The organism is Streptomyces finlayi (assembly GCF_014216315.1).
GTDB lineage: Bacteria > Actinomycetota > Actinomycetes > Streptomycetales > Streptomycetaceae > Streptomyces > Streptomyces finlayi_A.
This window is the reverse complement of sequence record NZ_CP045702.1, coordinates 726,963-739,400: the sequence shown is the minus strand read 5'-3', so window position 1 is coordinate 739,400 and position 12,438 is coordinate 726,963. Positions and strand designations below refer to the sequence as shown.

Sequence of the window (12,438 nt, the reverse complement as noted above, 5' to 3'; positions counted from 1 at the left end):
CGATGCGCTTCCGCCACTCCGACGGCACCACCGTCCACCTCGCGTACTGCACCAACGTGCACCCCGCCGAGACCCTCGACGGTGTGCGGGCGCAACTGCGAGACCACTGCGAACCGGTACGCAGGCGCCTGGGCCGCGACCGGCTGGGCATCGGCCTGTGGCTCGCGAAGGACGCCGCCCGCACCCTGATCAACGACCCCGCCGCCCTGCGCTCCCTGCGGGCCGAACTGGACCGCCGCGGCCTCGAGGTCGTCACGCTCAACGGGTTCCCGTACGAAGGGTTCGGCGCCGAAGAGGTCAAGTACCGCGTCTACCGCCCGGACTGGACCGACCCCGAGCGTCTCGCCCACACCACGGACCTGGCCAGGCTGCTCGCCGCCCTCCTCCCCGACGACGTCTCCGAAGGCAGCATCTCCACCCTGCCGATCGCCTGGCGCACCCCCTACGACGGCGACCCCGCGGCGGCCCGCATCGCCCGCGCCGCCCTCACCACCCTCGCCCAGCGACTCGACGCCCTCGCCGAGCTGACCGGCAGATCCATCCGGATCGGCCTCGAACCCGAACCGGGCTGCACCGTCGAGACCACCGCCGACGCCATCGCCCCGCTCACCGCGATCGGCCACGAACGCATCGGCATCTGCGTCGACACGTGCCACCTCGCCACCTCCTTCGAGGACCCGGACACCGCGCTCGACGCCCTGACCGGGGCCGGCGTCTTCGTCGCCAAGGCCCAGCTCTCCGCGGCCCTGCACGCCGAACACCCACATCTGCCCGAGGTGCGCACCGCCCTCGCCGCCTTCGCCGAACCCCGTTTCCTGCACCAGACCCGGACGAGGACCTCCGCAGGGCTGCGCGGCACCGACGACCTCGACGAGGCGGTGAACGGCCACACCCTGCCGGACAGCACCCCGTGGCGCTCCCACTTCCACGTACCCCTCCACGCACCCCCGGCGCCCCCGCTGACCTCCACCCTGCCGGTGCTCCGGTCCACGCTGACCCGGCTCGTGGGAGGCAAGGTGCCGCTGACCCGGCACCTCGAGGTCGAGACGTACACCTGGCAGGCGCTGCCGGCCGAGCTCCGCCCCCGTACCCGCACCCAGCTGGCCGACGGCATCGCCGCCGAACTCACCCTCGCCCGCGATCTCCTGGTCGGCCTCGGGCTCAAGGAGCTCCCGTGACCGCACCCGAAGCAGTGACCGGAACAGGCGCCGACGCCACCCCGACGCCCCTCCTCGTCCTCGACGTCGTAGGACTCACCCCCCAGCTCCTCGACCACATGCCCAACCTCCGGGCCATGGCCGTCCGAGGCGCCCAGGCACCGCTCACGACCGTGCTCCCCGCCGTCACCTGCGCCGCCCAGTCCACCTTCCTCACCGGCACGACCCCCGCCGAACACGGCATCGTCGCCAACGGCTGGTACTTCCGCGAGCTGGGTGACGTCCTCCTGTGGCGCCAGCACAACGGGCTCGTCGCGGGCGACAAACTGTGGGACGCCGCCCGACGTGCCCATCCCGGCTACACCGTCGCCAACATCTGCTGGTGGTACGCGATGGGCGCGGACACCGACTGGACCGTCACCCCCCGCCCCGTCTACTACGCCGACGGGCGCAAGGAACCCGACTGCTACACCCGGCCACCCGCCCTGCACGACGAGCTCACCGAGAAGCTCGGCACCTTTCCCCTCTTCCACTTCTGGGGCCCCGGCGCCGACCTCGTCTCCTCGCGGTGGATCATCGACGCGACCCGGCACATCCTCGCCACCCGCGCCCCCGACCTGGCCCTCTGCTACCTGCCCCACCTCGACTACGACCTCCAGCGCTACGGCCCCGACGACCCCCGCTCCCACCGGGCGGCCACCGACCTCGACCGGGCCGTCGCCCCCCTGCTCGAAGACGCACGCCTCCAGGGGCGCACCGTCGTCGCGCTCTCGGAGTACGGGATCACCCGCGTCGACCGGCCTGTCGACATCAACCGCGCCCTGCGCCGCGCCGGTCTCCTGGAGGTCCACACCCAGGACGGCATGGAGTACCTCGACCCGATGGCCTCGCGCGCCTTCGCCGTCGCCGACCACCAGATCGCGCACATCTACGTACGCCGGCCCGAGGACCTCGAAGCGACCAGGGAAGCACTCGCGGGGCTGCCCGGCGTCGAGCAGCTCCTCGACGACGAGGGCAAGAAGGAACACCACCTCGATCACCCGCGCTCCGGGGAACTCGTCGCCGTCGCGGAGCCGGACGCCTGGTTCACGTACTACTACTGGCTCGACGACGGTCTCGCCCCCGACTTCGCGCGGCTGGTCGAGATCCACCGCAAGCCGGGCTACGACCCCGTCGAGCTCTTCATGGACCCCCAGGACCCCTATGTCCGGGTCAAGGCCGCAGGCGCCCTCGCCCGCAAGAAGCTCGGCATGCGCTACCGCATGGCCGTCGTCCCGCTCGACCCCTCACCCGTCCGCGGCAGCCACGGTCGCCTGCCCACGCGCGACGAAGAAGGTCCGCTCATCCTCTGCTCCACCCCCCACGCGTTCACCGGCCGCGTCCAGGCCACCGAAGTGAAGTCCCTGCTCCTCCGGCTCGCCGGACTGTACTGAGCGAAACCCGCTCACTCATCGAGGGCAACGCCGTTGCGTTTGGGTTTTGAGTCGCAGGTCAAGCCCTGTTGAATGACGCAACGGGACGTCCTGATAGATCAGCTTGTGTCGAGCAAGAAGATCATCGGGAGTCCCGTTGCAGGAGAAGTCTGTCATCACGCGCACGGTCGAGGCGGCCGGGGGTGTGTACGCGCCCGGCCACTTGGGCGAGCTGACCCAGATCGTGGACTTCGTACTGGTGGACGCGGTGATCGATGAGACAGGGTCACGTGAGAAGCGGCTGCGGCTGCTGCCGTCCCGGGTGGTGGTCTATTTCGTCCTCGCGCTGGCCCTGTTCGAGGACTGTTCCTATCGGGGCGTGTGGGGCAAGCTGACGGCGGGGCTGGAGGGACTGCCGTTGGTGCGTCCGGCGGTCTCCTCGCTGTCCCGGGCCCGACGGCGGATAGGAGCGGCACCGCTGCGGCGGCTGTTCGAGATCCTCGCCGGACCCGTCGCCCACCTCGGGCAGGCCGGCTCGTTCTATCGGGGGCTTCGGACCGTGGCCGTGGACGGCACCTTGCTGCACGTGCCCGATGAGGAGGCGCTCACCTGGCGCTATCCCAAGCGGGCGGGCGAGAGCGTGGAGTTCGGCTACCCGCTGCTACGACTCGTGGTCCTGGTCGAGTGTGGCACCCGTGCCGTGCTGGCCGCCGCGTTCGGCCCCGAGAGTGACGGCGAACTCACCTACGCGGGACGCCTGTTGAGTGTGCTGGACCGCACGATGCTCCTGCTGGCCGATGCCGGCTTCGACGCGAACGAGTTCGCCCGGGACGTCCAGGCCACCGGCGCCCAGTTCCTGGTGCGCTCCTCCGCCCGCCGCATACCCACCCCCTTCCGGCACCTGGACGACGGCTCCTACCTGGCCCGGATCGGCTACGGCGTCCTGCCCGTCATGCTGACCGTCCGCGTCATCGAGGCGTCCGTCACCGTGACCCTGGCCGATGGCACCGTCCGCACCGAGCAGTGGCGCCTGCTCACCACTCTCCTCGACCCGGCCGCCCACCCAGCTGCCAGGCTCGTGGATCTCTACCACGAGCGGTGGCAGTCGGAGACGACGTACTTCTCGATCAAGGCAACGATGCTGGACGGCCGTGTCCTGCGCTCCCGCAGCCTGACCGGCCTCGACCAGGAGGTCTACGCCCTGCTCACCACCTACCAGGCCCTGATCCGTGCCGCTTCCGACACCGCCTGCACCCGGCCCGGCCTGGACATGGACCGCATCAGCTTCACCGTCCTGCAGACCACCGCCGGCGACACCGTGACCACCGCGACCGCGATCCTGCCCCCGACGGGACCCGCCGACCTCGTCGGCACCATCGGCCGGGCCGTCCTCGACGCCCTGCACCCCGCCCGCCACCGGCACCGCGTCAAGGCCCGCACCCGAAAGAACCCCACCAGCAAGTACGGCCCGAACGCCGGACAACACCCCACGACCAGCCAGAACTACACCGTCCACACCACTGTCACGTTCTTCGAGCACGGACTTGCGAGCCGCTCGCGGACGTAAACGCAACGGTGTTGTCATCGAGGGAGTTACCTGATCATGAGCCGCACCCCGAAGGACGCCGAACTCGCCCGCCGACTCAGCCGCCGCAACGTGCTGGGCGTCGTCGCCGGAGCCACCGCCGCGACCCTCCTGGGCACCGCGACCGCCGAGGCCCGCGGCAGGAACCGTGCCGTTCTTCCTCCCGGCCGTCTCGGAATCCAGCTCTACAGCCTCCGTGACAAGGTCTCCACGCTCGGATTCGCCCCGGTCTTCGCGGAGTTGCAGAAGTACGGATACGACGAGATCGAGTTCGCCGGGTACTCCCAGGGCTCGGCGGGCGCCATCACCCTGGCCCAGTTGAAGCAGCTGACCCGGGACCACGGGCTGAACCCCATCGGCAGCCACGTCGGCTATCACGACAACAACAACCCGGGTGCCTACACCTTCGCCCAGAACCTCACCAAGGTCCTGGACGACGCCGAGGCGCTCGGTCTCAGGCACATCGGCACGGCATCGGGGCCCTTCCGCTACGGCTCGACCGTCGACGGCTGGAAGCGTGCCGCCGAGGACTTCAACACCTACGGCGCGGCGGCCCGCAAGCGCGGGATGAAGTTCTACCAGCACAACCACGCGGAGGAGTTCTCCTTCGCCACCGACCACCCGGGTGTACGCCTCTACGACGTCCTGCTCGCCGAGACCGACCCCGATCTGGTGTATCTGGAGATGGACATCTACTGGGCCTACGCCGCCCAGTTCCGGTTCGGCAGGAAGGCGGACGGCACACCGGCCCCCTTCGACCCGGTCGACTACGTGCTCAGGCAGCCCGGCCGCTATCCGCTCTTCCACGTCAAGGACGGCATCCGGGACGACACCGCGCGCGACGGATACCGCATGTCCGACGTCGGCGACGGTGACATCGACTACAAGAAGTTCCTCAGCCGTGTCACCGCCCGCACTCCCAACGGCCGTGCCTACCACCACTGGCAGACCGAGCACGACAACCCGGCCGAGTCCTTCGCGTTCGCCCGCAAGTCCAGCGAGCACCTCCACTCACTGCGCGAGAGGTGCGGCGAGTAGCGGTCCGTCGGCTGCCGCGTGACCGGCCCCGGGGAGCCAACGCCCCCGGGGCCGCCCTCAGTCCTGCCCCTCAGCCCCGGAGCCCGCGTCCGTCCTTGAGGTCTTCGACGTGTATCGCGATGCACGTGGTGCTGGGGTCCTCACCGAACCAGGTCAGTGGGTCGTCCTCGTCGATGTCCGACGTGCGGCAGCGAACTCTCGCGCCCCTCGTCCGCTCACCCGACATCGGCTGCGACCACGCGTGGTACACGGCAGGCGACGGATCGTACGCGCGTCGGAACATACCGGTACGCATCGCATGCGGATCGGGCGCCGACGGGTCTCCCCGCACCCTCCGCGCGCCACTGACCACCGAAAACGCAGGTGAGGGGCACCCCAAACCCCTGGTATTGTTCTCTTTGTCGCCGCGGGGAAGCAGACCGCGAACGACAGACACCTTGTCCGGGTGGCGGAATGGCAGACGCGCTAGCTTGAGGTGCTAGTGCCCTTTATCGGGCGTGGGGGTTCAAGTCCCCCCTCGGACACTCAATTACGCACACGTGAGACACGGGTTGTGACCGCATGGTCACAGTCCGTGTTTTTTGTGTGGTTGGTGAGCTGGATGGCGAAATTGGCGTAGAGCGCCGCTTCCGCTCGGGTTCGGCGGTCGGGAGACGATCGCTCATGTTGCCATGGCCTCGATCACGGCTCGATCAGCGTTTCCTCGCGAATGGCGTTGCGCTGACGAACGTCGGCTCGCCGCATCCGGCTCGGAAACACAGAGTCGGCGGCGTGGTGAGTGCCGGAATCTGCGGGCCCGCGGTGCGACTCCCCTCGGGCACGATCGAAAACCCCTGTTCGCAGGGAGGTTTCCAGGGGCCTTCGTGTGCGCGCATCGCGTGGCCATGGAGCAGCGTGTGAGTGCCGCACTATTCGAGCGTAGGCACCGGAACGAACTCGCTGGCTTTGCCGCTCCACGACACCCGGAGCGCCTCGCGCGCTCGTGTGCAGGCCACGAACAGCAAGCAGCGCTCCCGAAGCAGGTCGGCCTCGTGTTGGAGTCGGTCCACCTCGGCCGGAGTGACCTCCCGGGTGAACGGCACCGCGCCCGCTGACACACCGAGTACGGCGACCGCGCGGAACTCCAGCCCCTTCATCGCGTGCATCGTCGCCAGCCGCACGCCGTTCTTCCCGCCCGCGATCTGTCCCTTGATCCGTACGACGGGAATGCCAGCAGCCATGAGCCAATCCCCGGCCTTGTCCAGGGTCAGATTGAACCGGCTGCACACCCCGATCTCGTCGGGTGAGATGCCGTTCTCGATCTGCTGCTGGACCCACTCGACCAGTGCCGACACCTCGTCCTGCTGGGACGCGCAGCCGACGGCCTCCGGGCGGCGGCCGTGCAGCAGAGAGCGGTAGCCGGCGAGCGAGTCCGTGCCTTCGCCGTCCAATGCGTCGACGGTCACCGGTGCAAGCAGACGGGCCGACCAGGTGAGGATCTCCTCCGTGGAGCGGTAGTTGACGCGTAGGCGGAAGCTGCGGCCGACCGTCTGCACGCCGAGCGAGCCGAGGGTGACCCGGGAGTCGTAGATGCGCTGGTGCGGGTCCCCGGTGAGGAAGAGGTCGTCCGGGCCCGTCGCGACGGCGGCGCGCAGGACACGCCACTGCGCGGGGTGCAGATCCTGCGCCTCGTCGACGACGACGTGCCGGTACGACGGGCCGTGCTCGCGCAGCAAGTCGGCGGCACGGATGCAGATGCCCGGGTAGGTCGTCTCCCCACGTTCCCGCAGCAGCCGTTCGAACAGCTCGACCGCCTGCCACACCAGGGTCCGGCGCCCCGACCCGAGGGCCTTGGCGCGGCCGCGACGCGAGGCCGTGAGGTAGGAGTCGAGGTCGGTCAGGTTCTGTCCGAGGACGATGTGGCGGTACTCCTGTGCGAGGAACTGCTCGTTGAACGGCGATCCGAGGCGCTTGACGACGGTGCCCCACAGCCGCAGTTGCTCACGGTCGCCGGCCGGGGCCGGGGTGTGCGCGTCATGTTCGCGTACGACCGAGTTCGCGAACGCGTCGACCGTCGTGACATCGACGCGCTTGAGTAGTTCCTCGTCGTCGTCGAGGAGCAAGGCCAGACTCTCGCGCAGCCCGGCGGCCAGGGCGTTGGTGAACGTCGTCAGCAGAATGCGGCTGTCGTCTTCCCGGCCGAGCAGGTATTTGACGCGGTGCAACGCCGCGACCGTCTTGCCTGTCCCCGGGCCGCCCGTGACCTGCACCGGGCCGCCGTAGGAGATGCGGTAGGCGACACGGCGCTGAGAGGGGTGGAGGAATACGCGCCACGCGGCGAACGGTTTGGCCAGGGCCTCCTCCAGTTCCTGCGGACCGGTCACGAGCCGGATCCGGGCGGAGGTGTTGGCGATGACCGTTGCGAGGTCCTCGACCGGCTCCGCAGGCGCGTCCACGGGGCGCCGCTCAGCGACGATGTCGCGGTAGACCTCCTCCGGGCTGAACCCTTCGGCAAGGTGCTGCAGCACTTCGAGCTGGTCCTCGGGCAGGAGCGTCGCGAACGCTTCCAACTGCGCCCTGTCCGCGAGGGAACGGACGGCACGCAGGACCTGGTCGTCGATGCCGAGTTCGCGCAGTGTCCCGTCCGACACCTTCGAGAAGAGCAGCTTCGGCGCCGTGCGCGCGGTCTCCTCGTACAGGGGTGTCAGCTGGTCGAGCGCGACCGCGTTGCGGACCTCCAGGGCGCGGGTCGCCGTGTTCGCGCTGTAGAGGCGCTTGGCGGCCCAGGTGTAGGCATCGTCGTGCGGCAGAACGTTGACCAGCAGGAATACGTCGCTTCCGTCGTCGGGGGCGAGAACGACGCCGCGCCAGAAGTCGGTGATTCGGATGGTCCGCATGCGAGGATCGCGGGCCTTCTCGACGGATTCGAGGTGGAGCCCTTTGTCGGCGTTGAGTTCGGCAACGGTCAGGGCCTGGAACTTGACCATCGCCTTGCGCACGCCGGCGCGGATCGGCTTCTCCAGACTGTCGAAGCCGTCCCAGAAGGTGTGGGTGAACGCGAGCCGGGGCATCGGATATCCCTTCCGTGCGTAGTGCGTGCAGGAACGTGCACGTGGCGATCATGTGCTGTGGTGACCGGACGTGAGCAGGGCGGCCAGCTCTCGGAGCGCGCCGAGCAGGGCCGCCGGTTCGCGGTCCAGGTCCAGGACGTGCTGGTGCAGCCGTACGCCCCCGCCGTACGGTTCGCCTGCTTCGGAGTCCGGCCGGCGGCTGCCGCGTACGTCGTGGACGCGCCCGCCGCTCTGCCCGGCGGCGTACACGAGGTGTCCCTCGCCCAGCCCGAGGGCGGTGCAGTACGCAAGCATCTGGTACAGGTCCGCGTTCGGGTACGCGCCCGCCTTCTCCTTCTTGTACTTGGCGTCGACGACCGCGAGCGGGGAGCGGCCGCCGGGTCCGTGCACGACCAGGTCGGGAACGATCCGGATGCGTCCGGCGGTGTCGAGGCGGTGCGCATCCTGGAGCCGGCCGACGAGTCCGTGTTCGCGTACCGCCTCGCGCAGAGCGCCGGTGACGAAGTCCTCGAAGAGCACGTTCATGTCGAAGAGGAAGCCGTCGAGAGGAAGTTGACCTGGCCGGTGCTCGGGAGTCGTGCCCCGCAGCACGGCTTCGGCGAGCCGCAGGGCGGGCTGGTAGCGGGCGTTGAGCCGGGACGGTGTCCAGCGGGGGAGCTGCTGTCCGCGTACCAGAGGCGTCACCTCCGCGAGTCGTACTCGCTGGTGGGCGAGAGCGCGTCGTACGGGACCGGGAACGTCGGGGACCCGTAGCAAGGCCTCGACCGCAGCACGCAGGATGCGGTTCTCGGCCGTGTCCGGGGTGTAGGCGTCGTAGGCGATCTCCAGGGGCGGGGTGCGGCCGAAGTGGAGCCGGACCTGGTCGGCCTCGCGGATCCGGCCGCGTACCACCATTGCCGTCTCCTCGACACGGCGGTAGCCCTGGACGATGCCTTGGCGCAGTGCCGCGTCGATCTGCCGCTCGACGGCGTGGGCGAGCGCGGGGACGATGTCGTCGTGCTCACCGGTGTCGATGGTGGCGCCGTGGTCGCCGCGCTGCCAGGCGGATCGGGGGTCGAGGCTGAAGCCGAGGAGGAAGAAGAGGCGCCGGACGGGCGTCTTGGGGAAGACGCGCAGGACCACTCCCGGCCCTGGCAGGCAGGGCACCGGGACCCGTACGGCCCCGACCCGGCTGCCGGCCCGCAGCAGCCAGCGTTCCGGCCGGTGAGGGTCGGGGGTGGCGCTCTCCAGGACCCCGGAGGCCGCCAGGGCTCGGCCGGTGGCCGGGTCCAGGAGGGTGGACACGGCGGGGTCGTGCTCACGCAGACTGATCTCGGGCGTGAGGTGGGCGTCGCCGGGCGGGTGGACCGCGTGGGTCACGGGAGGGACTTCCGCAGCTCGGCGAGCCCGTAGCGGGACACGGCGTCGATGCCCTCGCCGTAGTGGTGCTCCTCCAGGAGCGGCAGGATCTTCGTCCGCCAGGTGCGCTCCAGGCCGCCCTCGCGGTAGACGCCGGGCTTCATCAGGTAGGACGGGCCGATGGCGAACTCGGGATCCCCGATGCGTTCGTTGAGCGCGTCGAGGAGGTGCGCGGGTTCCTGGTCCTTGTCGTTCCGGTGCAGCCAGCGGGAGAGCAGGCCACGGGTCGGTTCCGTACGCGGCGACAGTTCGACGAAGGCGAAGCGGCGGCGCATGGCCGCGTCGACCAGGGCGATCGACCGGTCCGCGGTATTCATCGTGCCTATGACGAACAGGTTGGGCGGCAGCCGGAAGTCGTCCCCGGAGTAGGTGAGCCGGACGGACCGCTTGCGGTACTCAAGGAGGAAGTACAGCTCCCCGAAGACCTTGGCGAGGTTGGCCCGGTTGAGCTCGTCGATTACCAGGAAGTGCGGGATGTGCTGGTTGCCCTCGCGGGAGGCCAGGTCTGCCAGTTCGCGCAGCGGTCCCGCCTTCAGCCGGAAGGCGACCTCCCCGGAGTCGGGGTCGGCCTCCGGACGGAAGCCCTCGAAGAAGTCCTCGTAGGCGTACGACGGGTGGAACTGCACGAGCGTGACCTGCTCCGGGCCACCGCCGAAGTGCTCGGCCAGCTTCATCGCCAGATAGGTCTTGCCGGTGCCGGGCGGCCCGTAGAGCACCAACTGGTTCTCGTCCCAAAGTAGTTCGCGCAACTCGTCCAGCCAGGCGGGGTCGTGTACGAGCAGTTCCTCGGCGAGAGCGGGAGGGATGGGAGGGAGGGCCAGTTCGCGGGGCGCGGTCTCGGCCGGCAGCTCCTCGGTCTCCTCCGCGGCGGCCGGGCCGGGGGCGCCGAGCAGGGTCAGGCTGTCCATGATGTTCGTCAGGTCGATGACGTCGTGCTGGAGGGAGAGCCGCTGCTGCAACTCCTCCGAAAGTTCCTCGTAAGGGTGCCCGGTCTGTTGCCAGGCCACGGACCGCCGCAGGTTCGACAGCCCGCCGGGGGACTCGGTCTGTATAGCCTCGCCGGTGATCTCGCCCAGGTGGAGCATCCCGTCAGAGAGGGTCGCGACGGTGTCGCCCACCCGCATCTGGGTCAGGAACGCGTGCAGTTCGTCGACCAGGCCGCGCTTCTGGTGGTACGAGGTGGTGCCCTCGTACCCCTCCTCGACGTAGCGCCGCAGGGTGCTCTTGGTCGGGTCCGGGTCTTCCAGCCGTGGCATCTGGGCTCCGGAGAGGGAAACGAAACTCTCGGGGAGCCACAGGCGCCGCACGAGATCCCGGCCGGAGACGTTGGCCCCTCGTACCAGCCAAGCCTTGTGCGGGGCACGCCAATTGGTGGGCAGGAAGTCGGCGAGTGGATGTCCTTCGGCGGTGCGCCACAACGCCGGCCCGCTGCCGTTGTACCCGAGCACGATGGCTGCCGCTGACGAGGGTGAATTGCAGTCCAGGTCCGCGGTGCTTTCCCACTGGCCCGGCCACCGGGGCGAGTCGACCAGAGTTCCATTGCCGCGCAGTTCGGCGCGCAGCCGCCGTGCGTGGTCCCCGATGCCCGGCTGCTGCTCGGCCGCCACCGCGGACCCCTGGTCGATCCGGAACATCAGCGATCCGTTGTTTCCGACAGTGGACAGCAACCGCCCGGTGGCGACGCCGTTCCCGCCGGGGAGTGGGAGGCGGAATTCGGGGCTGTCGGCGAGCGGCATGCAGATGGCCTTCCGGGCGGCGATAGGTGCTGCCAGCGACTCTACCTGTTGACACTGTCAATGGTGCATTGATGATGTGGCGCAAGGGGTCCGCGTCGGTCGCATGGTGCTTGTGCGACCGGCATGGCCGTCACCTTGAAGGCTGCCCGTATGTCGATTGCCCGCCCCAGGGGCGGGCGTTAGCCGTGTCAATGCGAACTGATGCGCGATTGAGGGGGCGGGAACCGGTGGGGGTTCAGTGAGGTCCCGTCATGGTGAGTCTGACTCGTCGCCTTGCCGTCAGGGTGTGCCCGTCGCCCCTCGGGGTCGTGGTGGGCGAGGCGGGGTGAGAGGGATGTGGTGAACCTGTTGACGTTGTAAACAGAATAGTTTTAAGGTGGGGCGTGTCAGCTCGACTATTCGAGCGGCGTGCGCACTTCTTCTCAGTGGGTGGGAGTTCGGTATGGGTGGGGATCCGGGGACAAGAGCGCAGCGGCAGACAATCGCTGCGGAGTTGCCGTCCGTCATCAAGAGGTTGAAAGGCTGCGCCTCCCGCTCAGGGGTGGTCAGCGACCAGGCATTCACCTCAGAGGCTGCCCGGCTGGGGCTCACCACCGACGAGCAGCGTCGACGGCTCCGCCAGGGACTCGCCTCCGTTGGTATTCGTGTGCGGGAGCGGCGTCGGGAGGAGCGGCAGGAGCATGGTGCGCTCCGCTTGGAGCCCCGGTCGCAGTTCCCCGAAGTGCAGTTGCCGAGTGCGCTGTTATCGAACCTGCCGCAGCCCCGAGCACCTCGTCCATCACCCCGGGCGACCGAGGCGAAAGCGACGGTTGGTTACGTTCCGCGAATAGACGGTGCGGGCGATCGGGGCGACACAGCCGTTTCCGAGGCGGCGAAGCGCCTCGCTCAGGCCCGGCGGATGCTCGCGCGTTACGCCGACACCGACGGCGCCGTCAGCAAGCTGGCCCTTGACGGGGTCGCTCGACTCCATGGGATCAGCGTCGCCGGTGCGCGGGAACTGACCGCTGACTTCCCTGTCACCCGGCCTCTCCCGGCCCGCGCATCCGCCAGTCCGGCGAAACC

General features: G+C 69.3%; 8 protein-coding genes and 1 tRNA gene. 5 read left to right on the top strand and 4 right to left on the bottom strand.

The features are described 5' to 3' along the window. Positions 1 to 2: 2 nt before the first annotated feature. From eboE to F0344_RS03495, 5 genes are all read left to right on the top strand, one after another. Positions 3 to 1,178 carry a metabolite traffic protein EboE gene (gene eboE, locus F0344_RS03515; RefSeq protein ID WP_185297362.1) on the top strand — a complete coding sequence of 392 codons (1,176 nt, stop codon included), beginning with the start codon at positions 3 to 5 and terminating at the stop codon, positions 1,176 to 1,178. Beyond that, positions 1,175 to 2,590, top strand: a complete 1,416-nt coding sequence (locus tag F0344_RS03510; RefSeq protein ID WP_258049644.1) for a nucleotide pyrophosphatase/phosphodiesterase family protein — start codon at positions 1,175 to 1,177, stop codon at positions 2,588 to 2,590. Before eboE ends, F0344_RS03510 begins: the two co-directional genes overlap by 4 nt. Before the next feature lie 136 nt (positions 2,591 to 2,726). Further along, complete coding sequence (locus F0344_RS03505) at positions 2,727 to 4,136, top strand: IS4 family transposase (protein ID WP_185296855.1); 1,410 nt, start codon at positions 2,727 to 2,729, stop codon at positions 4,134 to 4,136. A 36-nt stretch (positions 4,137 to 4,172) separates the two neighbouring features. Continuing rightward, complete coding sequence (locus tag F0344_RS03500; RefSeq protein WP_185297361.1) at positions 4,173 to 5,192, top strand: sugar phosphate isomerase/epimerase family protein; 1,020 nt, start codon at positions 4,173 to 4,175, stop codon at positions 5,190 to 5,192. A 439-nt stretch (positions 5,193 to 5,631) separates the two neighbouring features. Further along, positions 5,632 to 5,716 (top strand) — tRNA-Leu (locus F0344_RS03495). Between the two features lie 384 nt (positions 5,717 to 6,100). Here F0344_RS03495 and F0344_RS03490 read toward each other — a convergent pair. The 4 genes from F0344_RS03490 to F0344_RS03475 form a co-directional block, all read right to left on the bottom strand. Further along, positions 6,101 to 8,242, bottom strand: a complete 2,142-nt coding sequence (locus F0344_RS03490) for a UvrD-helicase domain-containing protein (RefSeq protein ID WP_185297360.1) — start codon at positions 8,240 to 8,242, stop codon at positions 6,101 to 6,103. A 48-nt stretch (positions 8,243 to 8,290) separates the two neighbouring features. Beyond that, positions 8,291 to 9,601 (bottom strand): McrC family protein, encoded by a 1,311-nt coding sequence (locus tag F0344_RS03485; RefSeq protein WP_185297359.1) that lies wholly within the window; start codon positions 9,599 to 9,601, stop codon positions 8,291 to 8,293. Then, positions 9,598 to 11,376, bottom strand: a complete 1,779-nt coding sequence (locus tag F0344_RS03480) for a DUF4357 domain-containing protein (protein ID WP_185297358.1) — start codon at positions 11,374 to 11,376, stop codon at positions 9,598 to 9,600. The genes F0344_RS03485 and F0344_RS03480 overlap by 4 nt, the downstream gene beginning before the upstream one ends. Positions 11,377 to 12,154: 778 nt before the next feature. Next, positions 12,155 to 12,346, bottom strand: a complete 192-nt coding sequence (locus tag F0344_RS03475) for a hypothetical protein (RefSeq protein ID WP_185303024.1) — start codon at positions 12,344 to 12,346, stop codon at positions 12,155 to 12,157. Positions 12,347 to 12,438 lie beyond the last annotated feature (92 nt).

Excerpts from the sequence above, each read along its gene's own strand:
- eboE (WP_185297362.1), top strand. The coding sequence starts at position 3 with ATGCGCTTCCGCCACTCCGACGGCACCACCGTCCACCTCGCGTACTGC.
- F0344_RS03500 (WP_185297361.1), top strand. The coding sequence starts at position 4,173 with ATGAGCCGCACCCCGAAGGACGCCGAACTCGCCCGCCGACTCAGCCGC.
- F0344_RS03490 (WP_185297360.1), bottom strand. The coding sequence starts at position 8,242 with ATGCCCCGGCTCGCGTTCACCCACACCTTCTGGGACGGCTTCGACAGT.
- F0344_RS03480 (WP_185297358.1), bottom strand. The coding sequence starts at position 11,376 with ATGCCGCTCGCCGACAGCCCCGAATTCCGCCTCCCACTCCCCGGCGGG.
- F0344_RS03475 (WP_185303024.1), bottom strand. The coding sequence starts at position 12,346 with ATGGAGTCGAGCGACCCCGTCAAGGGCCAGCTTGCTGACGGCGCCGTC.